The organism is Cellulomonas pasadenensis (assembly GCF_047229365.1).
In the GTDB taxonomy this organism is placed as follows: domain Bacteria; phylum Actinomycetota; class Actinomycetes; order Actinomycetales; family Cellulomonadaceae; genus Cellulomonas.
The window spans coordinates 1-22,043 of the sequence record NZ_JBFTEP010000057.1 but is presented as its reverse complement, the minus strand read 5'-3'; the positions used below and the strand labels follow the sequence as shown (position 1 = coordinate 22,043).

Annotated in this window: 22 protein-coding genes and 1 riboswitch; of the genes, 14 read left to right on the top strand and 8 right to left on the bottom strand. The window is 76.3% G+C overall.

Translation table 11 applies throughout. The features are described from left to right. The 6 genes from AB6N23_RS09970 to AB6N23_RS09945 all read left to right on the top strand — a co-directional run. Positions 1 to 333 (top strand): penicillin-binding transpeptidase domain-containing protein (locus AB6N23_RS09970; protein ID WP_412865922.1); only part of this gene is annotated, 333 nt, incomplete at its 5' end. Between the two features lie 66 nt (positions 334 to 399). Then, complete coding sequence (locus AB6N23_RS09965; RefSeq protein WP_412865921.1) at positions 400 to 1,377, top strand: aldo/keto reductase; 978 nt, start codon at positions 400 to 402, stop codon at positions 1,375 to 1,377. Positions 1,378 to 1,456: 79 nt separating this feature from the next. Continuing rightward, complete coding sequence (locus tag AB6N23_RS09960) at positions 1,457 to 3,772, top strand: SpoIIE family protein phosphatase (RefSeq protein ID WP_412865920.1); 2,316 nt, start codon at positions 1,457 to 1,459, stop codon at positions 3,770 to 3,772. Then, positions 3,769 to 4,395 carry a 1-acyl-sn-glycerol-3-phosphate acyltransferase gene (locus AB6N23_RS09955; protein WP_412865919.1) on the top strand — a complete coding sequence of 209 codons (627 nt, stop codon included), beginning with the start codon at positions 3,769 to 3,771 and terminating at the stop codon, positions 4,393 to 4,395. The genes AB6N23_RS09960 and AB6N23_RS09955 overlap by 4 nt, the downstream gene beginning before the upstream one ends. Positions 4,396 to 4,536: 141 nt before the next feature. Next, positions 4,537 to 4,707 (top strand): CsbD family protein, encoded by a 171-nt coding sequence (locus AB6N23_RS09950; RefSeq protein WP_412865918.1) that lies wholly within the window; start codon positions 4,537 to 4,539, stop codon positions 4,705 to 4,707. A gap of 178 nt (positions 4,708 to 4,885) precedes the next feature. Further along, a riboswitch (cyclic di-GMP riboswitch) is annotated at positions 4,886 to 4,960 on the top strand. A 15-nt stretch (positions 4,961 to 4,975) separates the two neighbouring features. Further along, positions 4,976 to 5,122, top strand: coding sequence for a hypothetical protein (locus AB6N23_RS09945; protein WP_412865917.1), 147 nt, complete (start codon positions 4,976 to 4,978; stop codon positions 5,120 to 5,122). Between the two features lie 144 nt (positions 5,123 to 5,266). On the opposite strand, the gene AB6N23_RS09940 is transcribed toward AB6N23_RS09945, so the two are convergent. Beyond that, positions 5,267 to 7,876, bottom strand: coding sequence for a lysylphosphatidylglycerol synthase domain-containing protein (locus AB6N23_RS09940; RefSeq protein ID WP_412865916.1), 2,610 nt, complete (start codon positions 7,874 to 7,876; stop codon positions 5,267 to 5,269). A gap of 174 nt (positions 7,877 to 8,050) precedes the next feature. Between AB6N23_RS09940 and AB6N23_RS09935 the strand changes: the two genes are divergently transcribed. Both AB6N23_RS09935 and AB6N23_RS09930 read left to right on the top strand, forming a co-directional pair. After that, positions 8,051 to 8,263 carry a hypothetical protein gene (locus AB6N23_RS09935; protein ID WP_166435980.1) on the top strand — a complete coding sequence of 71 codons (213 nt, stop codon included), beginning with the start codon at positions 8,051 to 8,053 and terminating at the stop codon, positions 8,261 to 8,263. A 119-nt stretch (positions 8,264 to 8,382) separates the two neighbouring features. Continuing rightward, positions 8,383 to 8,970: an HdeD family acid-resistance protein gene (locus AB6N23_RS09930; RefSeq protein WP_412865915.1), complete on the top strand. Its 588-nt coding sequence runs from the start codon at positions 8,383 to 8,385 to the stop codon at positions 8,968 to 8,970. 47 nt (positions 8,971 to 9,017) lie between these two features. On the opposite strand, the gene AB6N23_RS09925 is transcribed toward AB6N23_RS09930, so the two are convergent. Further along, positions 9,018 to 9,758, bottom strand: a complete 741-nt coding sequence (locus AB6N23_RS09925; RefSeq protein ID WP_412865925.1) for a CPBP family intramembrane glutamic endopeptidase — start codon at positions 9,756 to 9,758, stop codon at positions 9,018 to 9,020. 279 nt (positions 9,759 to 10,037) lie between these two features. Between AB6N23_RS09925 and AB6N23_RS09920 the strand changes: the two genes are divergently transcribed. From AB6N23_RS09920 to AB6N23_RS09905, 4 genes are read left to right on the top strand one after another with little or no spacing between them, the layout of a single operon-like run. Beyond that, the gene (locus AB6N23_RS09920; RefSeq protein ID WP_412865914.1) at positions 10,038 to 10,667 is read left to right on the top strand and encodes a hypothetical protein; all 630 of its coding nucleotides are present in this window, start codon (positions 10,038 to 10,040) and stop codon (positions 10,665 to 10,667) included. Further along, positions 10,664 to 10,969 carry a transcriptional regulator gene (locus AB6N23_RS09915; protein ID WP_412865913.1) on the top strand — a complete coding sequence of 102 codons (306 nt, stop codon included), beginning with the start codon at positions 10,664 to 10,666 and terminating at the stop codon, positions 10,967 to 10,969. Before AB6N23_RS09920 ends, AB6N23_RS09915 begins: the two co-directional genes overlap by 4 nt. Then, on the top strand, positions 10,966 to 11,937 hold the full coding sequence (locus AB6N23_RS09910; RefSeq protein ID WP_412865912.1) for an ABC transporter ATP-binding protein: 972 nt from the start codon (positions 10,966 to 10,968) through the stop codon (positions 11,935 to 11,937). Before AB6N23_RS09915 ends, AB6N23_RS09910 begins: the two co-directional genes overlap by 4 nt. Continuing rightward, positions 11,934 to 12,725 (top strand): ABC transporter permease, encoded by a 792-nt coding sequence (locus AB6N23_RS09905; protein ID WP_412865911.1) that lies wholly within the window; start codon positions 11,934 to 11,936, stop codon positions 12,723 to 12,725. Before AB6N23_RS09910 ends, AB6N23_RS09905 begins: the two co-directional genes overlap by 4 nt. A 125-nt stretch (positions 12,726 to 12,850) precedes the next feature. Here the strand turns inward: AB6N23_RS09905 and AB6N23_RS09900 are convergent, their stop codons facing one another. From AB6N23_RS09900 to AB6N23_RS09890, 3 genes are all read right to left on the bottom strand, one after another. Further along, complete coding sequence (locus AB6N23_RS09900; protein ID WP_412865924.1) at positions 12,851 to 15,421, bottom strand: heavy metal translocating P-type ATPase; 2,571 nt, start codon at positions 15,419 to 15,421, stop codon at positions 12,851 to 12,853. An 89-nt stretch (positions 15,422 to 15,510) separates the two neighbouring features. Further along, complete coding sequence (locus AB6N23_RS09895) at positions 15,511 to 15,744, bottom strand: heavy-metal-associated domain-containing protein (RefSeq protein ID WP_412865910.1); 234 nt, start codon at positions 15,742 to 15,744, stop codon at positions 15,511 to 15,513. A gap of 64 nt (positions 15,745 to 15,808) precedes the next feature. Then, complete coding sequence (locus tag AB6N23_RS09890; RefSeq protein ID WP_412865923.1) at positions 15,809 to 16,150, bottom strand: metal-sensitive transcriptional regulator; 342 nt, start codon at positions 16,148 to 16,150, stop codon at positions 15,809 to 15,811. Positions 16,151 to 16,288: 138 nt separating this feature from the next. Between AB6N23_RS09890 and AB6N23_RS09885 the strand changes: the two genes are divergently transcribed. Both AB6N23_RS09885 and AB6N23_RS09880 read left to right on the top strand, forming a co-directional pair. Beyond that, positions 16,289 to 16,747 (top strand): RrF2 family transcriptional regulator, encoded by a 459-nt coding sequence (locus AB6N23_RS09885; protein WP_412865909.1) that lies wholly within the window; start codon positions 16,289 to 16,291, stop codon positions 16,745 to 16,747. A 170-nt stretch (positions 16,748 to 16,917) separates the two neighbouring features. Continuing rightward, positions 16,918 to 17,865, top strand: coding sequence for a sulfite exporter TauE/SafE family protein (locus AB6N23_RS09880; RefSeq protein WP_412865908.1), 948 nt, complete (start codon positions 16,918 to 16,920; stop codon positions 17,863 to 17,865). Positions 17,866 to 18,966: 1,101 nt separating this feature from the next. Here the strand turns inward: AB6N23_RS09880 and hemL are convergent. The 3 genes from hemL to AB6N23_RS09865 form a co-directional block, all read right to left on the bottom strand. Continuing rightward, on the bottom strand, positions 18,967 to 20,394 hold the full coding sequence (gene hemL / locus AB6N23_RS09875) for a glutamate-1-semialdehyde 2,1-aminomutase (RefSeq protein WP_412865907.1): 1,428 nt from the start codon (positions 20,392 to 20,394) through the stop codon (positions 18,967 to 18,969). Further along, on the bottom strand, positions 20,394 to 21,449 hold the full coding sequence (gene hemB / locus AB6N23_RS09870; RefSeq protein ID WP_412865906.1) for a porphobilinogen synthase: 1,056 nt from the start codon (positions 21,447 to 21,449) through the stop codon (positions 20,394 to 20,396). The genes hemL and hemB overlap by 1 nt, the downstream gene beginning before the upstream one ends. Beyond that, a partial coding sequence (locus tag AB6N23_RS09865; protein WP_412865905.1) for a uroporphyrinogen-III synthase occupies positions 21,446 to 22,043 on the bottom strand: 598 nt, incomplete at its 5' end. The genes AB6N23_RS09865 and hemB, both read right to left, overlap by 4 nt.

The following is a 22,043-nucleotide window of genomic DNA, read 5'->3' as shown; positions in this document are numbered from 1 at the left end:
GCGGCCGACGACGCCACGGCCGCACCGGCCGCCGACCCGTCGGCCGCGCCCGCGGGCCCGCCCACCCCGCTGACCCTCGACGAGGCGACCGCGCTGCGCGACATGATGCGCGCGGTCGTCACCGAGGGCGGGGCGGGCCTGCTCGCCGACGTGCCGGGGGAGCCGGTGCTCGCGAAGACGGGCACGGCGCAGTTCGGGCCGGAGGCGGACCTGCGCAACCACGCCTGGATGATCGCGGTCCAGGGCGACCTCGCCGTCGCGGTGTTCGTGGCCGAGGGGGACTACGGTTCGACGACGGCGGGCCCGCTGCTGCGGTCCTTCCTGGTCGGCTGAGGCGCCGGCCGACGACGGGTTCGACGCGGGGCCGGACACGGGCGCCCGCACGGCGAGGGAGGATCCATGACCGCACCGCACGTGCCCGGGGGGGCGGGGTGGATGCGTCCGCTGCCCGGCACCAGCCTGACCGTGAGCGCGGTCGCGCTCGGCGGCGGCCCGCTGGGCAGCATGCCGGACCTGTTCGGCGAGGACGTCTCGCCCGAGCGCGGCATCGACACGGTGCGTGCGGCGCTGCACAGCGACATCCGGTTCATCGACACGTCCAACGGGTACTCCGGCGGCGAGAGCGAGCGGCGCATCGGTGCGGCGCTGACGGCGGCGGGCGGCCTGCCGGCGGACGTCGTCGTCGCGACGAAGGTCGACCCCGAGGGCGCGGACTACTCGGGGGAGCGCGTGCGGCGCTCGGTCGAGGAGTCCCGCGCGCGGCTGGGCATGGACCACCTGCCGCTCGTGCACCTGCACGACCCGGAGTTCCACGAGTTCGACGACCTCACGGCGCCGGGCGGTGCCGTCGAGGCGCTGGTCGAGCTGCGCGAGTCGGGGGCCGTCGGCGCGATCGGGCTGGCGGGCGGGCGCGTCCAGGAGATCGCGCGCTACCTGGCGCTGGGAGTCTTCGACGTGCTGCTCGTGCACAACCGGTGGACGCTGCTCGACCGCAGCGCCGGCGCCCTGCTCGACGAGGCACGGGCGCGCGGCATGGGTGTCCTCAACGCGGCGGTGTACGGCGGTGGCATCCTGGCGCACCAGTCCGGCGGGCCGACCAGCTACGGCTACCGCCCGGCGCCGGACGAGGTGCTGGCCGCCGCCGACGCGATGCGCCGCGTGTGCGCCGAGCACGGCACGGACATCGGCACGGCGGCGCTGCAGTTCTCGCTGCGCGACGAGCGGTTCGCGGCGACGATCGTCGGGATATCCCGGCCGGAGCGGGTCGCGCAGACGCTCGCCGCGGCGGCCGCGCCGCTGCCCGACGCGCTGTTCGACGAGCTGGAGACGCTCGTGCCGCCGTCGCGCACGTGGCTCGACGCCCCGTTCGACGTCTGAGCGCCGCTCCACCCGGACGGCTGCCCCGGGCATCGACTACGGTTCTGCGGGAAGCGCACGCACGGCTGGACGGAGTCGCATGACCGAGCACGGCAGCGCGACCCCGCGCGTCGCCGGTCGGGCCGCGGACGTGCCGCTGGACCTCGACGCGTGCGCCGCGGAGCCGATCCGCATCCCCGGGTCGGTGCAGCCGCACGGGGTGCTGCTGGCCGTCACGGAGCCGGCCCTCGAGGTCCGGCACGTGTCCCGCACGGTCGAGCCGCTGGTCGGGCGCGCGGCCGAGGACGTCGTCGGCTCGGACCTGGGCGCCGTGCTGGGGCCGGAGGCGGCGGAGGCCGTCCGGCACCACGTGCGCACCTTCGGGGACCTGCGCGCGCGCAACCCGCTCAGCCTCGACGTGGCCGGCGTGGACGGTCCCGTGACGATGGACGCGATCCTGCACCGCGTGGCGGTGGGCGCCGGCACCCTGCTCGTCGTCGAGCTCGAGCCCGCGTACGGGCCGCGGCCGTTCAGCTTCCCCAACACGTACCAGGCGGTGCGCGGCGCGGTCGAGCAGCTCAACGGCGCGCGCACGCTCGAGGAGCTGTACGACGTGGCGGCCCGCGAGGTGCGCGCGCTGACGGGCTTCGACCGCGTGATGGTCTACCGCTTCGACCCCGAGTACAACGGCGAGGTGGTCGCCGAGGCGAGGCGGGACGACCTCAACGCGTTCCTCGGCCTGCACTACCCGGCGTCCGACATCCCGCCGCAGGCCCGCCAGCTGTACGAGACGAACTGGGTGCGCCTCATCGCCGACGTCGACTACGCGCCCTCGCCGGTCGTGCCGCCGTTCGACCCGGCGTCCGGGGAGCCGCTCGACATGACCCACGCGGTGCTGCGCAGCGTCTCGCCCGTGCACATCGAGTACCTCGGCAACATGGGCGTGCGCGCGTCCATGTCGATCTCGCTGCTGCGGGACGGGAAGCTGTGGGGCCTGGTCGCGTGCCACCACTACAGCAGCGCGTACATGGTCCCCTACGGCGCCCGCGCGGCCGCCGAGTTCCTCGGCTCGACCCTCTCGCTGCGCCTCGTGGCCCGGGCCGAGGAGCGCGAGCTGGAGACCGAGCTGGCCGCGCAGGGCGTCATCGACCGCGTGCTGCACGCGGCCCGCGACTCCGACCGGGCCCTCGCGGACGCGCTCGCGGCGGGACCCGGTGTGCTCGCCGTGGTGCCGGCGCACGGCGCGGTCGTGCGCGCGGACGGCATCGTCGCGACCGCCGGCACGGTGCCGGCCGACCTCACCCCGCTGCTCGACTGGGTGGCCCGGCGCACCGAGCCCGTGACGGCGTGCGCCTCGCTCGCCGAGGACGACCCGATGCTGGCCGCACGGCTGCCCGGCGTCGCCGGCGTGCTCGCGGTCCAGCTGCCCGACGACCAGTGCGTCGTGTGGCTGCGGCACGAGGTGGTCCAGGACGTCTACTGGGGCGGTGACCCGCACAACGCGAAGATCGCCCGCGAGGAGGACGGGAAGGTGCGGCTGAGCCCGCGCCTGTCGTTCGACCGCTGGCGCGAGGTGGTGCGCGGGCGCAGCGAGGCGTGGGCGGACGCCCACGTGCGCGCCGTCGAGGACCTGCGCACGCGGCTGCTCGAGGTGATGCTGCTGCGCAACCGCTGGCAGATGGCCGCCGCGCAGGCCCTCCAGCAGTCGCTGCTGCCGCGTGCGCTGCCGCAGCCCGCGGGCTGGTCGCTGCACGCCCGCTACGAGCCGTCCGCCGGCGGCCGCGTGGGCGGCGACTGGTACGACGCGCTCGAGCTCCCGGACGGGCGGATCGCCGTCGTGGTCGGCGACGTCGCCGGGCACGGCGTGAGCGCCGCCGCCGCGATGGGCCAGCTGCGCAACGCGCTGCGCGCGTACGTGCTGCGCGGCGAGGAGGTCGAGGACGCGCTCGCCGACCTCGACGCGCTGGCCCGCCGCACGATGCCGGACGACATGGCGACGCTCGTCGTGGCCGTCGTCGACCCCGCGACGGGCGAGGCGTGCGTCGGCAGCGCGGGGCACCCGCAGCCGCTGCTGGTCGACGGGACGGGCCGGGCGTCGCTCGCCGACGTCGCGGTGGACCGGCCGGTGGGCGTCGGCTCCGGTGCGCCCCGGGCGACGCGCGTGCGGGTGCCGGAGGGCGGCGCCCTCGTGCTCTACAGCGACGGGCTGGTCGACTCGCGCTCCACGTCGCTGGCCGCGGGCATCGAGCGGCTCGTGACGGCGTTCGGCGCGGGCGAGGACGGCGGGCCGGTCGACATCGACGAGGTCGTCGAGGCCTGCCGCGACGACGACTCGACCGACGACATCACGCTGCTCGTGCTCGCGCGCGAGCCCGACCCGGCGTACGCGCCGGCCGTCGTGGCGGGCGCCGCGTGACCGGCGCCGCCCGCGTGCGGGCGCCGGGCGTCCGTGCCGCGGTCGCGCGCGCGTTCTGGCGCGTCAGCCGGTGGGAGCTGCGCACGGAGCGGTTGCCGCGCGACGGCGCGGGCGTGCTCATCGGCGCCCCGCACACGTCGAACTGGGACTTCGTCCTCATGCTCGCCATCGCGTGGGAGGGCGGGCTGACGTTCCGCTGGCTGGGCAAGCACACGCTGTTCTCCGGGCCGGCGGGCCCGCTGATGCGGGCGCTCGGCGGCATCCCGGTGGACCGGCGGGACCCGGCGGGGCTCGTCGAGGACGTCGTGGCGCGGATCCGTGCGGGCGAGCGGTTCTACCTCGTGGTGACGCCCGAGGGCAGCCGCTCGGGCTCCGGCTGGAAGTCGGGCTTCTACCGCATCGCCCGGGCGACGGACCTGCCCGTGACGCTCGGCTACGTCGACCGCACGACCATGACGACGGGACTGGGGCCGACGCTGCGCCTGACGGGCGACGTCCGGGCGGACATGGACGAGGTCCGCGCGTTCTACGCCGACAAGGCGGGCCTCGTGCCGGCGCGGCGGACGGAGCCGCGGCTGCGCGACGAGGCCGGGCCGGCGACCGACGCGGCGCCGTCCGCCTGACCGGTCCGCCCGAGCCGTCCGCCGGACCTGTCTGGCCGACCCGTCTGCGGCCGTCCCGCGCGTCGTGCCGCGCTCCCGCCCGGATGCGAGGCGCGCGCCCCGGGCATAGCGTCGAGGGGACGGATCGAGAAGGAGGCTGCCATGGGACTGGACGACAAGATCAAGAACGCGGTCGAGGACGCCACGGGCAAGGCCAAGGAGGGCACCGGTCGGGCGACCGACGACGAGCGCCTCGAGGCCGAGGGCCAGAAGGACCAGTCGAAGGCGAGCCTCAAGCAGGCCGGCGAGAACATCAAGGACGCCTTCCGCTGACCTCCGCCTCGCGCACGCACGCCCCCGGACCGCTCGTCGGACCGGGGGCGCGCTGCTGCCCGGCACGGTCCCGGCGACGCCGCGCGCCCCTGGCCGAACGGGTGAATTGATCGTCCGTCCTGATCAGGTGACCTGGACCACTTCCCCGGACGATGAGAACGGGCTAATGTCGGACTTGTCAGCGAAACGGCAAACCCTCCGCAAGGAGGGGACGCAAAGCCACGGGACCCACGCGGTCAGCCGGGCTACCGAACGAGAGGCCCACATCATGGACCAGCGTGGATCCGCCGCGGAGCCCTTCGAGGCTCGTGCCACCCCCCTCCCCGACGCCCGCGTGGCGTCGTGGGCAGCGACGGCCCGCCGCCTGCAGGTGGTGGCGACCCTCCCCGCCCAGCGGGACCGCATGGCTGCCTGAGCAGCCTGCTCGCGGCGACCGTGCCGCACACCGCCGCGCAGGCGTGGACCGAGGGTCCGCGACCTGCGCGGACGTGTTCCCGGGGCCGGTCGGGACGTGCTCCCGGGGGTGACGTCCCGGGGCGTCGGCCGGGCCGACGCGCTGCTACAGGTCGCCCTTGCGGGACAGGTACCGCATCGCGGCCCAGCCGAACGGGATGCGCAGCCAGTACGTCAGCAGGCGGAACAGCAGGGCGACGGTGCCGGCGACACCGGCGTTGACGCCGGCGATCGTGGTGAGGCCGACCGTGAGGGCCGCCTCCACGGTCCCGATGCCGCCGGGCGTGGGCACGATCGACCCTGCCGTGTTGCCCGTCAGGTAGACGAGCGCGGTCTGCACGAGCCCGACCTCCTGGCCGAGCGCGGCGAGCGCCGCCTCGAACGCCAGCACGTAGCCCATGGTCATGATCACGTTGCCGCCCACGGCCAGTGCGAGGCGCCACGGCTGCCCGACGACCTCGATGAGCCGCGGCAGCGTCTGGCGGACGGTGGGGCCGACGGTGCGGTGCGCCCACGCCCGCACGCCGGGGAACAGCAGCGCGACGCCGACGGCGGCCGCGACGACGGCGAGGGCGACGAGCATCGCCGGCGACACCGACAGGGTCGACGGCGAGCTGACGCCGGACGTCACGGTGAGCACCAGCAGCACCACGAGCGTGGTGATGAACTGGCTGACCTGGACGAGGGCGACCGTGGCCGCGGCGAGCGACGCGGACACGCCCTGGCGCGTCAGCATCCGCAGGTTCAGCGCGGCCGGGCCGATGCCGGCCGGGGCGGCGAGCGCCACGAACGTGGCCGCGGTCTGCACGAGCGTCGCCCGCCACACCGACAGCCGCACGGGGGAGAACGCGACGAACGTCAGCGCGGCCCCGAGCAGCGTCGCGAGGCCGAACGCGAACGCCAGGGCGCTGTACCGCCAGTCGCTCTCGGCGAGCACCTCGCCGATCTGCGCGACGTTGACGTAGCCGAGCACCACGAAGACAGCGACGATCGTGACGAGGATCGTGAAGATGGTGCGCGCCCCGAACCGCACGAGCTGCTCGGGCTGCACGCTCGCCTCGGGCAGGCGGGCGACGAGCGCCGAGCGGAGGTCCGCGAGGACCTCGCGGTGCGCGCGCATCTCCTCGCGGGTCCGCCGCGGCAGGGTCACGGTCTGCAGCAGGGGGCCGATGGCCTCGATGTCGGCCTCCGGCAGCACGCCGGCGGCCGACCCGACGGCCCGGCGCGCGCCGACGCGCAGGGCCAGCATGGCGACGATCTGGGTGGTGTCGAGGCGGCGCGCGAGCTCGGACGACGCGACGTCGCCCTGCTCCCACGCGGTGATCCACACGCGCGGGCCGTCGGGCGTGCGCTCGACGAGGACGACGTCGGACGTCAGCGCGCGGTGCGCGATGCCGGCCGCGTGCGCGAGCGCGAGCTGCGCCCAGATGGCGTGCAGCACGTCGTCGTCGACGTCCTCGGGCTCGAGGTCCGACAGGGGCACGGCGTCGCCGGGCCGCTCCTGCACGAGGAACATCGAGTCGTCGGCCTCGGCGATGCTGAGCAGCTGCGGCGTGCGCACGCCGGCGGCGCTCGCGGCGTACGCGAGCAGGGCCGCACGCTCGGTGGCCTGGCGCAGCGAGATCGCCGAGCGGCCCTCGATGCCGCGCAGGCGCAGGCTGCGCCACAGGCGCGTGAGCATGCCGACGACCTGGCGGTCGCCGTCGAACGCGAGCAGGTCGAGGCGGCGGCCGTCGGCGTCGACGAGCGTGTACAGGCGGTCGCCGGACGAGCGCGCGAGCGCGCACTGCGCGGGCGTCGCCGCGGGGAGCGCGGCGACGGCCTCGGCGGTGCCCGGGGTGCGCTCGGCCTCGAGGACGGCGTCGGGCACGCGCAGCACGGCGCTCGGCGTGAAGCCGGCGCGGCGCACCGCACCGACGAGGGCGTCGCCGTACGCGCGCTCGGGGGTGACGCCCGCGGTGTACCGCACGGCGAGGCCCGCGACGCGCCCGACGAGCAGCGCGAGCGCGACCCCGGGCAGCGAGACGCCGGCGGTGATGAGGACGACGCCGATCGTCACCCACAGCAGGTTCCACGACCACGCGACGGAGCGTCGGCGGCTGCGCGGGCCGCTCACGGTGAGGAGCGCCGCGAGCATGGCGACGTAGCCGGGGAGCGTCAGCCGCCACTCGCCGGACAGTCGCACGGACAGGCCCGCGACCACGTGGTCGGACCCGACGGCGAGGAACGCCCAGTGCAGCGCGGCCGTCAGCGCGATCGCCAGGGCCGCCGCGACGAGTCCCTCGATGAGCTGACGGCCCAGGCGGCGCAGCGCGAGCTCGGTGAGCACGGCGATCGGCACGACGACGGTCGTGAAGCCCTCGAGGAACGACACGGGCACGAACAGGATCCGCCGCAGCAGGGTCGCGAACCCCTGCACGTCCTCGGCGACGCCCGTGGTCGTGTTCTGCGCGTACGTCGCCATGACGACGACGAGCACGGCGAGGACGGAGAACAGCACCAGGCCGAGGAGGTCGCTCGGGTGGTGCACGCGCGCCGGGGGCACGTCGACGACGTCCACGGGTGTGCGCACCGCGCGCACGTCCGCCGCGCCGACCGGTGCGGGCACGGGCGGGTGGTCGTGCTGCTGCGGTGCCGTGCGCCCCTCCTCGTGCGGCGGGTCGTCCCGCGGCGGGCCGACGGCGCCGCGCGGCGCGGACGTCGGCGGTGTGGACATGGTGGCGAGTCTAGGCAGCGGTGCCCGCGCGGATCGTCCGCCTCGCGGTGCATCTGCGGCGGTCCGGCCTCCACCTCGCGGGTCAACATGTGTTGACACACCTCGGCCGCAGGGGTCAACATGTGTTGACGATCGGGCGACGGGAGTGCGGACGTGACCGAAAAGGAGACCGACATGGCGGCACTGGTGCGCGGCGCCGAGGACGACGACCCGCTGGGCGCGCTGCTGGCGCTGTCCCGGCTGCGCCGGGAGGTCGAGCGGCGGGAGGCGGTGGCGGTGCGCCGGGCGCGCACGGCGGGCGTGCCCTGGGTGGCCATCGCGGCGATGCTCGGCGTCAGCAAGCAGGCGGTGCACCGCAAGTACGGCGGACGGTTCGGGCGCGCCTGACGTGCGGCTGCGCCGGGCCGACGCTCGACGGGTGGGGCGGGCGGCGCCGCGCTAGCGTGCCGAGCAGGGGAGTCGTCGCCGCGGGCGTCGGTCCGCGCGGCCCCCGCCGAGGAGGCGCCATGGCCGACGACGTCAAGCGCGAGGTGGCACGGACCGTGCGGGCGCTGTGGTGGCTCCCCGTGCTGCGCGGGGTGGTGCTGCTCGTCCTGGGGCTGCTGCTCATGGCGCAGCCGGAGCCGACGCTCGCGGCGATCGTCTGGCTGTTCGGGATCTTCGCGGTGGTCGACGGCGTCGTCGCGGTCGTCCAGGGCCTCGTGAACCGCGGCGTGCCGGGGTGGGGCTGGTGGGTCGCGCAGGGCCTCGCCGGCATCGCCGTCGGCGCGATCGTCATCGTGTGGCCGGGGCCGACCGTGCGCGTGCTGTTCTTCCTGCTGGCGGCGTGGCTGCTGCTGCTCGGGATCATCTGGATCATCGGCGCCGCCGCGCTGTCCCGCACGCGTGACCCGGGCTGGTTCTGGATGCTGGCGTCCGGGCTGGTCAGCACGCTGTTCGCGCTGCTGCTCGTCGCACGGCCGCAGGACACCATCGGCGTCTTCGCCGTGCTGCTGGGGCTGTTCGCGTTCGTCGCCGGTGCGCTCGCGGTGGTGAGCGGGTTCGCCGTGCGCGCCATGGCGCGGGACCTGGAGCGCGGTACGCGCGTCGCCTGACGCGCGCGTCGCCTGACGTGCGCGGCACCCGCGGCGACGCGGCCCCGTCAGCTGACGCCGACGGCCTCGAGCCATTCGTCGGGCAGCAGCGCGTACCCGACGAACGCGACGACGTCGAGCGCGGTGTGCGCGACGACGAGCGGCATGACGCGCCGTCGTCGGCGGTAGTACTCCGCGAAGACGAGCCCCATGACGACGTTGCCGACGAACGGCCCCCACCCCTGGTACAGGTGGTACGAGCCGCGCAGCAGGGCGCTCGCCACGACGATCGCGGGCGCGCCCCACCGCAGGTCGCGCAGCCGCTCCATGAGGTAGCCGACGGCGACGACCTCCTCGAGCAGCGCGTTCTGGAGCGCCGCGAGGACGAGCACGGGCACGGTCCACCACGCCGCGCCCAGCGCCGCCGCCTGGACCTCGACCGTGACCCCCAGCGCGCGCCCGGCGACGTACAGGCCCAGCCCCGGGATGCCGATGACGGCGGCGAGGCCCAGGCCGACGCCGAGGTCGCGCCACGGTCGCCCGCCGTCGAGGCCGATGCGCCGGACCGCCGACCGCCCGTGCGCCGACAGCAGGTAGAGCGCCAGCGCGACGGGCACGAGCGCGAACCCGATCGTCAGCAGCTGGTACGTGAGGTCCAGGTAGGGGCGGGGCGAGCGGCTCGGGTTCAGGGTCGTCGACTGCTGCGCGAGCGGCGTGCCCTCGGTCAGCCGGGCCACGATGTTCACGACCGCGTACACCGCGGACCGGCCCAGGGAGAGGCCGAGCACGATCCAGATCTCGGCGCCGATGCGCCGCCGGGTCGCGCGCTCGCCGGGCGGCGGCGCCGCGCCGGGTCGCGCGTCGGTTCCTGCGTCGGTCCGTGCGCGACGCGCGTCCGGACGTGCCGCGGCCGCCGGTGCCGTCCCGTCCGCGCGCTCGTCCACGCCCGCAGGGTACGACGGCGCGGACGTCGCGACCGGCCGCACCGCACCACCGCCGCCCGCATACGCGCCACAGGCTTGACGCCCGTCCGGTCGTGCGACAAAGTGGTTTGCAACGCAAAGCACTTTGTCGTCGAAGAGGTCGCCATGGACACGCACGAGCCGGACGACGCACCGCTGGACCCCGCCGAGGGGCTCGCCATCGTCGCGGCGCAGCGCCGGCGCGTGCAGGACACCGACATCGACGACCGCGTGCTCTTCGGGACGTGGGGCGTCCTGTGGCTCGTCGGCTACGCGATCCAGTGGTGGTCCGCCGAGCGCTCGCCGACCGGCACCTCGACCGCACCCGCGGGCCTCGCGTTCGGGCTCCTCATGGTGGTCGGCCTCGTCGTCACGCTCACGCACATCGGCCGGCGCTCGCGCGGGCTGCGCGGCACCAGCCGCAGCGTCGGCACGATGTTCGGGCTGACCTGGCTCGCCGGCTTCACGGCCCAGGGGCTCATCGTGGCGGGCGTCGTCCGGGCGGGCGCGAGCCCGGAGGTCATCGCCCTCGTCGCGAACAGCCTCGCGTGCCTCGTCGTCGGCCTGCTCTACATGGTCTGCGGCGCGGTGTGGCAGATCCGTGCCATGTACGTGCTCGGCGTGTGGGTCATCGCGGCGGCCGCGGCCGCGAGCCTCGCCGGGACGCCCGGCGGGTACCTCGTCATGTCGCTCGCGGGCGGGGGCGGCATGCTCCTCGGCGCGGTCGTCGCCCACGTGACGCGGCGGCGCTCGTGACGGACGCCGACCTCGACCCCGTCATCCACTCGGCGTCCCGCCTGCGGGTCGTCGCCACCCTCGCGGCCCTCGAGCGCGGGGACCGCATCGCCTTCCCGCGGCTGCAGGGCCTGCTCGACATGACCGCGGGCAACCTGTCCACGCACCTGCGCCGGCTCGAGGACGCCGGGTACGTGCGGCAGACCAAGACGCACCAGGGACGCACGCCCGCCACCTACGTCGAGCTGACCCGCGCCGGGCGCGTCGCGTTCGAGCGCTACACCGTCACCCTCACCGAGCTGCTCAAGGGAGCACAGCCATGACCACCACCACCGACGAGGTCCCGCCGGTCCTCGTGGAGCACGTGACGCGCCGGTTCGGCGACGTGACGGCGCTCGACGACGTCAGCCTGCGCGTCGACGCCGGCGAGATCGTGGGCCTGCTCGGCCCCAACGGCGCGGGCAAGACGACGCTGCTGTCGCTGCTGGCCGGGCTGCGCCGCCCCGACGCGGGCACCGTCCGCCTGTTCGGCGGCGACCCGCGCGACCCGGCGTCCCGCACGCTGCTCGGCACGACCCCGCAGGAGACCGGCCTGCCCGACACCCTCAGGGTGCGCGAGGTCGTCGACTTCGTCGCCGGCCACTACGCCGCGCCCATGCCGCGGGCCGAGGTGCTCGCGCGGTTCGGGCTCGAGGAGCTCGCCGACCGTCAGACCGGCGGCCTGTCCGGCGGGCAGCGGCGCCGGCTCGCGGTCGCGCTGTCGCTGGTCGGCCGTCCGCGGCTCGTCCTGCTGGACGAGCCGACCACCGGCCTCGACGTCGAGGGGCGGCACGTGCTGTGGGAGGCGCTGCGCGACTACCACCGCGACGGCGCGACGGTCATCGTCACGAGCCACTACCTGGAGGAGATCGAGGCGCTCGCGGAGCGCGTCGTGGTGGTCGGCGGCGGACGCGTGCTGGCCGACGACCGCATCGACCGGGTGCTCGACCTCGTCGCGCTGCGGCGGATGACGCTCACGCTGCCGGGGGAGGAGGCAGCAGGGAGGTCCGCGCTGCGCGGGCTCGACGGCGTGCACGACGTCGTCGACACCGCCCCCGCGGCGGCCGGCACACGGTTCACGCTGCTGGCCGCCGACGCCGACGCGGCCGTGCGCGCGCTCGTCGCCGCCGGCCTGCCGTTCCACGCGCTCGAGGTCCGCGGCGCGTCCCTCGAGGAGGCCTTCCTCGCCCTGACCGCACGCGGCACGACCGGCGCGCCCGCCGTCGTCCTCAGCCCGGAGGTGTCCCGATGACCGCCACGACCGCCGCCGCTCCGCGCGCGGCCCTGCGCCCGCCCCTCGCGGTGGCGTGGCTGCACGCGCGCTACCAGTTCGTCGAGACGCTGCGCGTGCCGATCGCCGTGCTCGGCAACATGCTCTTCCCCGGCCTGGCGCTGCTGTTCTTCGTCATCCCGCAGCGCGCGGTCGCGGACGACCCGGTCGCGGCGACCGCGGCCGTGGGGCAGCTCGCGGTGTTCGCGGTCCTGTCGGCCTGCCTGTTCACGCACGGCGCCGGGGTCGCCGAGGACCGCGCGCTGCCGTTCGACGGCTACCTGCGCACGCTGCCGGCGCGGCCGGGCCCGCGGCTCGCCGGCCGCGTGCTCAACGGGCTCGCGTGGGCGTACCTGTCGCTGATCCCGCTGGCGCTGATCGGGTGGCTGCTGACCGCCGCGACCCTCACGTGGGCGCAGGCCCTCGGTGCCGTCGCCATGGTCGTCGCCGTCGCGGTGCCGTTCACGCTGCTCGGGCTCGCGATCGGCTACTCGATGACCACCAAGGCCGCGCTCGCGGTCACCCAGGTGACGGTCTTCCCGCTGGGCTTCGCGGGCGGGCTGTTCCTGCCGCCGCAGATGTTCCCGGGCTGGCTGGACGCGATCTCGCGCCTGCTGCCGTCGCGCGCGGCCCGCGACCTGGTCGTCCAGGTGACGACGGGGGCGGAGGCGCCGGCCCTCGCGGTGCCCGTGCTGCTCGCGTGGACGGTCGCGTTCGGTGCGCTCGCGGTCTGGGCGGTCCGCCGCGACGAGGGCCGCCGCTTCCACTGACCCCGCCCGGACCTCCCCACCCCCACCCTCGGGCGCCGAACGGAATGCCGGTGCCGTTCTCGCGGACGAGACGGGCGCCGGCATTCCGTTCGACGGGGGTCGGGTGGGGTGGGGACGGGGCGGTGTCAGCGGAAGCGGCGCAGGCGGAGGCTGTTCGTCACCACCAGGACCGACGAGAACGCCATGGCGGCGCCCGCGATCATCGGGTTGAGCAGGCCCAGCGCCGCCAGCGGGATCGCGGCGACGTTGTAGGCGAACGCCCAGAACAGGTTCTGCCGGATGACCCGCAGCGTGCGCCGCGCGAGCCGGACCGCTTGCGGTGCCGAGGCCAGGTCGCCGCGGACGAGCGTCAGGTCGGCCGCCTCGATCGCGACGTCCGTGCCCGTGCCCATCGCGAGGCCGAGGTCGGCCGTCGCGAGCGCCGCGGCGTCGTTGACGCCGTCGCCGACCATGGCGACGCGCGCGCCGCCGGCCTGCAGCCGCTCGACGACCTCGACCTTCTGGTCCGGCAGCACCTGGGCGATGACGTCGTCCGCGGCGATGCCGACCTCGCGGGCCGCCGCCAGCGCGGCGCCCCGGTTGTCGCCCGTGAGCAGGACGGGCCGCAGGCCCAGCGCCCGCAGCTCGCGCACCGCGTCGGCGGACGTCGGCCGCACCGGGTCGCGCAGCACGAGCACGCCGCGCGCGGCGCCGTCCCACGCGGCGACGACGGCGGTCGCACCGTCCGCCTCCGCGGCGGCGACGGCGTCGGCGGCCGCCGACGTGTCGACGCCCTGCTCGCCGAGCCAGCCGAGCCGCCCGACGAGCACCCGCCGGGCCAGGCCGAGCCCGGAGTGCGCCGTCCGGACGACCCCCTCGACGCCGCCGCCGGCCGCGGCCCGGAAGTCGCGGACCTCGTCGGCGCCGATCGCGACGCCGTCGGCACCGACGCCGGGGCCGGCGTCCGTGCTCCCGACCGTGCCCGTGGGTGCGGCCGTGGCCGCCTCCGCTGCGTGCGCCGCCTCGGCGACGGCCCGCGCGATCGGGTGCTCCGCCCGGGACTCGACCGCCCCGGCGAGCCGCAGCACCTCGGCGCGGTCCGCGCCCGCCACGGGCAGCACGTCGACGAGCGCCATGCGCCCGGCCGTCACCGTCCCGGTCTTGTCGAGCACGACGGTGTCGACGGCCCGCGTCTCCTCGAGGATCTCCGGGCCCTTGATGAGCACGCCGAGCTGCGCGCCGCGGCCCGTGCCGACCAGCAGCGCCGTCGGCGTGGCGAGCCCGAGGGCGCAGGGGCACGCGATGATCAGCACCGCCACGGCCGCGGTGAACGCCGCCTGCAGGCCGCCGCCGGTGGCCAGCCACACGCCGAACGTGCCGAGCGCGATGACGATCACCACCGGTACGAACACCGCGGAGACGCGGTCGGCGAGCCGCTGCACGGGTGCCTTGCCGGTCTGCGCGCGGGAGACCAGCCGGCCGATCTGGGCCAGCTGCGTCTGCTCGCCGACGCGCGTCGCCCGGACCACCAGGTGCCCGGACGTGGTGACGGTCGCGCCGGTGACCTCGTCGCCGGGGCCGACGTCCACCGGTACGGGCTCGCCCGTGAGCAGCGACGTGTCGACGGCGCTCGTGCCCTCGACGACGACACCGTCCGTGGCGACCTTCTCGCCCGGGCGGACCGCGAACAGGTCGCCGACGGCGAGGCGCGCGACGGGGACGCGCTCCTCGCGCCGGCGCCCGTCGGGGCCGGTCACGAGCAGCGCCACGTCCTTGGCGCCCAGGTCGAGCAGCGCCCGCAGCGCGTCGCCCGCGCGGCGGCGCGAGCGGTGCTCCGCGTACCGGCCGGCCAGCAGGAACGTCGTGACGACGGCCGCGACCTCGAAGTACAGCTCGGGCATGCCCGGGCCGTGGCCCGCGGCCTGCGCCGGCAGGAGCGTCGGCTCCATGCGCATGCCGAGCGCGCCGGCGCCGCCGAGCAGCAGCGCCCACAGGGACCACGCGGTCGCCGCGACCACGCCGATCGACACGAGCGTGTCCATCGTCGACGCGCGGTGCCGGGCCGCACGCGCCGCGGCCGTGTGGAACGGCCACGCCGCCCACGTCACCACCGGCAGCGCGAGCGCCGCGACCAGCCACTGCCAGCCGCGGAACTGCGTCGCCGGCACCATGCTCAGCACGAGCACCGGCACCGTCAGCACGGTGGCCAGGCGCAGGCGGCGGCGCAGGTCGGTGCCGCGCGCGTCGACCGGGGCGGACGTGTCGTCGTCGGAGAAGCCGTCGATGCCGCCGTGGTCGTGCGCGCCGCGGTGGTGCGCGCCGGCGGGCTCGTCCGGGTCCGGGTGCGTGCCGTGGTGCACGGGTGCCGCGCCGGGGCCGGCGGGGGCGCCCTGGGCGACGGCGGGTGCGTCGGCGGGTGCGTGCGCGGGCGCGTCGTGCGTCGGTGCGTCGGCGGCGGTCGCGGCGGAGTGCCGCGTACCGGCGTCGTGTGCGTCGGCGACGCCCGGCAACGTGCCCGTGCCGCCGGTGCGGCGCGCGTCGTACCCGGCGGACCGCACGGCCGCGACGAGGTCGTCGACCGTCGGCGCGGGCGCGTCGGGGCCCGGGTCGGACAGCTCGACGTGCGCGCTCTCGAGCGCGAGGTTGACGGTCGCGCGGGCGCCGGGCACGCGGTTCAGCTTCTTCTCGACGCGCGCGACGCAGGACGCGCACGTCATCCCCTCGACGGCCAGGTCGACGGTCGCGACGGGCGCCCCGAGGGCGGCACCGACCGCGGCGTCGTGCGGACCGCCGGTCCGTGCGGTGCTCACAGCAGCGACCGGGTCGGCGTCACCGCGTACCCGGCCTCCTCGACGGCGGCGGACACCGCGGCGGCGTCCAGCGCTGCGTCGGACGTGACGGAGACGGGCGACGACCCGCCGTTCACGAGGTCCACCTGCACGTCGGTGACGCCGGGCAGCGCGGTGAGCTCGGAGGTGACGGCCTGCACGCAGTGGCCGCACGTCATGCCGTCGACGCGGAACGTGGTGGTCTGGCTCATGGGTCTCTCCTTCGACGGGTGCCGCGGGGTGGCCACGCGGCGGGGTGGTGGGATCCGGGTGAGGTCAGCTGCGGACGAGGCGGGCGATGGCGTCGGACGCCTCGCGGACCTTCGCGGCGCCCGCCTCGGGCGACTGCCGGGCGGCGTCCACGACGCAGTGCGCCAGGTGGTCCTCGACGAGGCCGATGCTCACGGCCTGCAGCGCCTTGGTCACCGCGGAGATCTGCGTGAGGACGTCGATGCAGTACGTGTCCTCGTCGACCATGCGGGCGATGCCGCGCACCTGGCCCTCGATGCGGCGCAGGCGCTTGAGGTACTCGTCCTTGGCGGGCGTGTACCCGTGGGGCGGGAGGTGCCCTCCGCCGTGCGTGGCGTCGCCGGCCGCGGCCGGTGCGGTCTCGTCCACGGTCGTCTCCTTCGCGCTCGTCTCGCTCACGGTGGCTCCAACAAGGTACCCCCGGGGGGTATTCCTTCCGGAGGGACCTCCGTCCCGCGCCGACGCCGTTGTCCCGGATCGTGGGACGCGTCGGGGATGATCGGTGCCATGCGGGTCTCGGCGAAGGCGGACTATGCGGTGCGGGCGTGCGCGGAGCTGGCGACCCGCCCCGCGGGGGACTCGGTGCCCACGGACGTCCTCGCCGCCGGTCAGGACATCCCGACGAGCTTCCTCGAGCGGATCCTCGGCGACCTGCGCCGCGGCGGCGTCGTGACCAGCGTCCGCGGGCGGTCGGGCGGCTACCAGCTCGCGCGGCCGGCGGCGGAGATCACGCTCGCCGACGTCATCCGCGCCGTCGACGGGCCGCTCGTCACCGTGCGGGACGTCCGGCCGCCGGCGCTCACCTACGAGGGCTCGGCGCGCGCCCTGCTCGAGGTGTGGGTGGCGCTGCGCGCGTCCGTGCGCGACGTCCTCGACGTCGTGACGCTCGCGGACCTGGTCGCGGGCGACCTGCCCGACGCGGTGCACGCGCTCGCTGCGCGCGAGGACGCCTGGCACAACCCCTGACCGGCTCGTCCGTCCTGCCGTCCGTGTGACGGGACGGGGAGTCCGCCATACGGACGACCCTTGAAAGAGGAGCAAGCCGGTCGGAATTATCTGCGGAGTCCGCGGACGCCACCGGCGTCCCCCGTCCCGACCGACGCGACCGCGCCGGCCGCCTGCCCCAGGTGGTACCCGTGCCCTCCCTCGTCCTCCTCGCCCTCGTGGGCCTCGCCGCGCAGCTCGTCGACGGCGCCCTCGGCATGGCGTACGGCGTCACGTCCACCACGCTGCTGCTCGCGATCGGCACCAACCCGGCCGCGGCGTCGGCCACGGTGCACCTCGCCGAGATCGGCACGACGCTCGCGTCCGGCGTCTCGCACTGGAAGTTCGGCAACGTCGACTGGCGGGTCGTCCTGCGCGTGGGCGTCCCCGGGGCGGTCGGCGCGTTCGCCGGGGCGACGTTCCTGTCGAACCTGTCGACCGAGTCGGCGGGCCCGGTGATGTCGTTCGTGCTGCTCGCGCTCGGCATCTACCTGCTCGTGCGGTTCACGCTCAAGGGCCTGCGCACCGACCGTCAGGGCCTGCCGCTGCGCAAGCGGTTCCTGACGCCGCTCGGCCTGTTCGCCGGCTTCGTCGACGCGACCGGTGGCGGCGGCTGGGGCCCGGTCGGCACGCCGGCGCTGCTCGCGTCCGGGCGGCTCGAGCCCCGCAAGGTCGTCGGCTCCATCGACACCTCGGAGTTCCTCGTCGCCCTCGCCGCGAGCCTCGGCTTCCTGTTCGCGCTCGGGTCGCAGGGCATCGACTTCGGGATGGTCGCCGCGCTGCTGATCGGCGGCCTCGTCGCGGCGCCGCTCGCCGCGTGGCTGGTCCGGCACGTGCCCGGCCGCGTCCTCGGCTCGGCCGTCGGCGGCGTCATCGTCCTCACCAACACCCGCACGATCATCCGGTCCGACCTGGTCGGCTGGAAGGGCACCTCCGCCGAGGGCCTCACCCTCGCGGTGCTCGCCCTCGTGTGGGTCGCGGCCGTCGTCTGGTCGGTCCGCGCCTACCGCACCGACCTCGCCGCCGAGCGCGCCGCGGCCGACGTCCCCACGGACGACGCCCCGGCCGACCGCACCCCGGTCGCCGGCCCCACCGCCTGACGTTCCCGGCCGACCGCCTGCCGCACGCCGGCCGCCACCCGACCGGCGGCCGCACCCCGGGCCGGCCCGGCCGGCTGCCGCACCCCGGGCCCCGCCCGACCGGCTGCTGGCCCCGGCCCCGGCTGACCGCCGGAGACACCCCGCACGCGACGCCCCCGCCGGACCACCGACGGGGGCGTCGTCGCGCCCGCACGGCCGCGGCTCGACAGATCCCGACCCACCCACTCCCGCCGAGCTCGCCGGTCCGACACCGAGTTCGCCTGCCGCAACCGGCGACCTCACCACCGAAGAGGCGACCCCGCCGGCGCGTCGGACGGCCGGAACCCGGTCAGCCACCCGCGCCGGTCACCCGCGCCGGCACGCCGAGGTCGTCAGGTGTGCGTCGAGCACGTCACGGATGCCTGACGAGCTCGACGCACAGGTGACGAGCTCGCGAGCGGAACCGGCGACCTCGGCGGTAGGGCGAGCCGGCACGGACCGGCGCCCGCTGGTCGGGCTCTCACCGATCGGGGCGGCGCCGCGGGACTCACGACCTCGCCGCACCCTCCGTCGCCGAGGTCGCCGGTGTGACGTCGAGGTCGCCTGCTCGCACCGGCGACCTCGCCGCCGAACCGGCGAACTCGGCGGGCGGTGGGCGGTGCCGGGGTGACCGGTGGACTCGTCGGGGTCGGCCGTCGGCCGGGACCGGTCAGCCGGCTGACCGGCGCGGCGAGCTCGTCAGGTGCGCGTCGACCTCGTCGCGGAGGGGTGACGAGGTCGACGGAGGACCGACGAGGTCGACGCGGGACTCACGAGCTCGCCGCACCCTCCGTCGCCGAGGTCGCCGGTGCGACGTCGAGGTCGCCTGCTCGCACCGGCGACCTCGCCGCCGAACCGGCGAACTCGGCGGGCGGCGGGCGGTCGGGGGTGACGGTGGACTCGTCGGGGTCGGCGGGCGGCCGTGACCGGGTCAGCCAGCGCCCCCGGACGCCGAACTCGTGAGGTGTGCGTCGACCTCGTCAGGAAGGACTGACGAGGTCGACGCTGGACTGACGAGGTCGACGCTGGACTGACGAGGTCGACGCAGGACCGACGGGCTCGCGGGCGTGGGCGGCCGCCCGGTCAGGCCGGGGGAGTCGCCTCTGCCGCCGCGCGGGCCGCCGCGGGCAGCGCCGAGACGATGCGGTCGAGCGCGGGCTCGTCGTGCGCGGCCGAGACGAACCACGCCTCGAACGCCGACGGCGGCGCGTACACGCCCGCGTCGAGCAGCGCGTGGAAGAACGGTGCGTACCGCCAGTGCTCGCTCGCCTGGACGGCGGCGTAGTCGCGGGCGCCCTCGGCGGCGGCCTGCTCGCCGAACACGACGCTGAACAGGTTGCCCGCCCACTGGAGCGCGTGCGGCACGCCGGCCTCGGCGAGCGCGCCGGTCACCGCGCGGCGCAGGTACGTCGACGCGGCGTCGACGTGCGCGTACACGTCGGCGTCGGCCAGGCGCAGCGTGGCGAGGCCCGCGGCGGTGGCGACGGGGTTCCCGGACAGCGTGCCCGCCTGGTAGACGGGCCCGAGCGGCGCGAGCAGGTCCATGACGTCGGCGCGGCCGGCGACCGCGGCGACGGGCAGCCCGCCCCCGACGACCTTGCCGAACATGAGCAGGTCCGGCGACCAGCCCTCGGCGCGTCCCTCGAGGCCCCACCAGCCGCCGGGGCCGACGCGGAACCCGGTGAGCACCTCGTCCTGCACCAGCAGCGCCCCGTGCTCCGCGGTGATGCGCCGCAGGCCGGCGTTGAAGCCGGGCAGCGGCGGGACGACGCCCATGTTGGCGGGCGCCGCCTCGGTGAGCACGGCCGCGATGCTGTCGCCGTGCTCGGCGAACGCCGCCTCGACGGCCTCGAGGTCGTTGTACGGCAGGACGATCGTCTCGGCGGCCGTGGCCGCGGTGACGCCCGCGGACCCGGGCAGTGCGAGCGTCGCGACGCCCGACCCGGCGGCCGCCAGCAGCGCGTCGACGTGCCCGTGGTAGCAGCCGGCGAACTTCACGACCTTGTCGCGCCCGGTGAACCCGCGGGCCAGCCGCACCGCGGTCATGGCGGCCTCGGTGCCGGTCGAGACGAGCCGGACGCGCTCGGCGGCCGGGACGCGGCGGCGGATCTCGTCGACGAGCTCGACCTCGGTCGTCGTCGGCGCGCCGAAGCCCAGGCCGCGCGCGGCGGCCTCCTGCACGGCGGCGACGACCTCGGGGCGTGCGTGGCCCAGCAGCGCCGGGCCCCACGACATGACGAGGTCGACGTGCTCGCGCCCGTCGACGTCGACGAGGTACGGCCCGTGCGCCGACGCGACGAACCGCGGCGTGCCGCCGACCGACCCGAACGCGCGGACGGGAGAGTTCACGCCGCCGGGGATCACGGCCTGCGCGTGGGCGAACGCGTCGTCGCTCGTGCGCTCCCAGCCGTCGGCGGGGGAGGCCGCCGCGTCGTCCGCGGGGACGGTGTCGTGGGGCGCCGGGTAGTCGTTCGGCTCGTCGGTCGCGGGCTCGTGCTCGAGCTGCGTCATCACCGCTCCTCCGCCAGCCAGCCGGCCAGCTCCGTCGCCCAGTAGGTCAGGACCGCATCGGCACCCGCGCGCGTGATGCTGAGCACGGACTCCGTGATCGCACCCCGACGAGTGATCCACCCGTTCGCCGCCGCGGCCTCGATCATCGCGTACTCGCCGGACACCTGGTACGCCCACACCGGCACCGACGACGTCGCGGCCACGTCGGCCAGCACGTCGAGGTACGACATCGCGGGCTTCACCATGACGACGTCCGCGCCCTCGTCGACGTCGATCGCGACCTCGCGCAGCGCCTCGCGGCGGTTGGCGGCGTCCATCTGGTAGGTCCGGCGGTCGCCCGACAGCTGCGACTCCACCGCCTCGCGGAACGGCCCGTAGAACGCCGACGCGTACTTCGCGGCGTACGCGAGCACGGCGACGTCGGTGTGGCCGGCGGCGTCGAGGGCGTCGCGGACGACACCGGTCTGGCCGTCCATCATCCCGGACAGCCCCACGAGGTGGGCGCCGGCGTCCGCCTGGGCGACGGCCATCCGCGCGTACCGGTCGAGCGTCGCGTCGTTGTCCACCGCGCCCGCGGGCGTGAGCACGCCGCAGTGGCCGTGGTCGGTGAACTCGTCGAGGCACAGGTCGGCCTGGACGACGAGCGCGTCCCCGACCTCCGCGACGACGTCGGCGATCGCGACGTTGAGGACGCCCTGCGGGTCGGTGGCCTGCGACCCGACGGCGTCGCGCACCTGCGGGATGCCGAAGAGCATGATGCCGCCGACGCCGGCCTGCGCCGCCTCGGCCGCCGCGCGCCGCAGCGAGTCGCGCGTGTGCTGCTGCACGCCGGGCATGGACGTGATCTCGCGCGGCTCGGTCAGCCCCTCGCGGACGAACGCGGGCAGCACCAGGTCGGCCGGGTGCAGGCGGGTCTGCGCGACGAGCCGCCGCATCGCGGTGGTGCGGCGCAGGCGGCGCGGGCGGTGGCGCCCGGCGGTGTAGCCGCCGGCGGCGGTCGGGTCCGCGGTGGCGGGGCCGGGGGCGGCGGGGTCAGTGGTGACGGGGTCGGTCACGGCGTGTCCTCCGGGTGGGTGGGGGAGGGGGCGGGTCCGGGTGCGGACGGGCCGACGACGCCGGCGAGGGCGGCGACGAGCCCGAACAGGGTCTGCTCGGCGGCGACGGCGTCGACCCGCAGGCCGAGGCGCACGGCCTCGGCCTCGGTGCTCGGGCCGATCACGGCGACGCGGGTGCCGGCGGGCGGCGGGCCGAGGTGGTCGACGAGCGCCCGGACGGTGCTCGCGGACGTCAGCAGGACGGCGTCGACGTCGCCCGACGCCCACGCGTCCGCCACCGCGGGGTCCGGCGGGCCGGCCGGGACCGTGCGGTAGACGACCGGGTCGTCGACGGACCACCCGGCGGCGGTGAGGCCGTCGGCGAGCGTGGCGGCGGCGAGGTCCCCGCGCGGGAAGAGCACGCGCGCCGCGGCGGCGCTCCCGTCGGGGCCGGACGCGTCGGCGGGCAGGGCCGGCCACGCGGCGACGAGGTCGACGGCCGTGGAGCGCACCGGCGGCACGACGTCGACGCGGACGCCGACCGCCTCGAGGGCGCGACGCGTGCCGGGCCCGACCGCCGCCACGCGGGCGGCGCCGCGCGCGACGACCTCGGCG

Coding starts and splice junctions, on each gene's coding strand:
- AB6N23_RS09910 (WP_412865912.1), top strand. CDS start 10,966: ATGACCACCACCACCGACGAGGTCCCGCCGGTCCTCGTGGAGCACGTG.
- AB6N23_RS09960 (WP_412865920.1), top strand. CDS start 1,457: ATGACCGAGCACGGCAGCGCGACCCCGCGCGTCGCCGGTCGGGCCGCG.
- AB6N23_RS09920 (WP_412865914.1), top strand. CDS start 10,038: ATGGACACGCACGAGCCGGACGACGCACCGCTGGACCCCGCCGAGGGG.
- hemL (WP_412865907.1), bottom strand. CDS start 20,394: ATGACGCAGCTCGAGCACGAGCCCGCGACCGACGAGCCGAACGACTAC.
- AB6N23_RS09940 (WP_412865916.1), bottom strand. CDS start 7,876: ATGTCCACACCGCCGACGTCCGCGCCGCGCGGCGCCGTCGGCCCGCCG.
- AB6N23_RS09930 (WP_412865915.1), top strand. CDS start 8,383: ATGGCCGACGACGTCAAGCGCGAGGTGGCACGGACCGTGCGGGCGCTG.
- AB6N23_RS09965 (WP_412865921.1), top strand. CDS start 400: ATGACCGCACCGCACGTGCCCGGGGGGGCGGGGTGGATGCGTCCGCTG.
- AB6N23_RS09945 (WP_412865917.1), top strand. CDS start 4,976: ATGGACCAGCGTGGATCCGCCGCGGAGCCCTTCGAGGCTCGTGCCACC.
- AB6N23_RS09935 (WP_166435980.1), top strand. CDS start 8,051: ATGGCGGCACTGGTGCGCGGCGCCGAGGACGACGACCCGCTGGGCGCG.
- AB6N23_RS09885 (WP_412865909.1), top strand. CDS start 16,289: ATGCGGGTCTCGGCGAAGGCGGACTATGCGGTGCGGGCGTGCGCGGAG.
- AB6N23_RS09950 (WP_412865918.1), top strand. CDS start 4,537: ATGGGACTGGACGACAAGATCAAGAACGCGGTCGAGGACGCCACGGGC.
- AB6N23_RS09895 (WP_412865910.1), bottom strand. CDS start 15,744: ATGAGCCAGACCACCACGTTCCGCGTCGACGGCATGACGTGCGGCCAC.
- AB6N23_RS09905 (WP_412865911.1), top strand. CDS start 11,934: ATGACCGCCACGACCGCCGCCGCTCCGCGCGCGGCCCTGCGCCCGCCC.
- AB6N23_RS09900 (WP_412865924.1), bottom strand. CDS start 15,421: ATGACGTGCGCGTCCTGCGTCGCGCGCGTCGAGAAGAAGCTGAACCGC.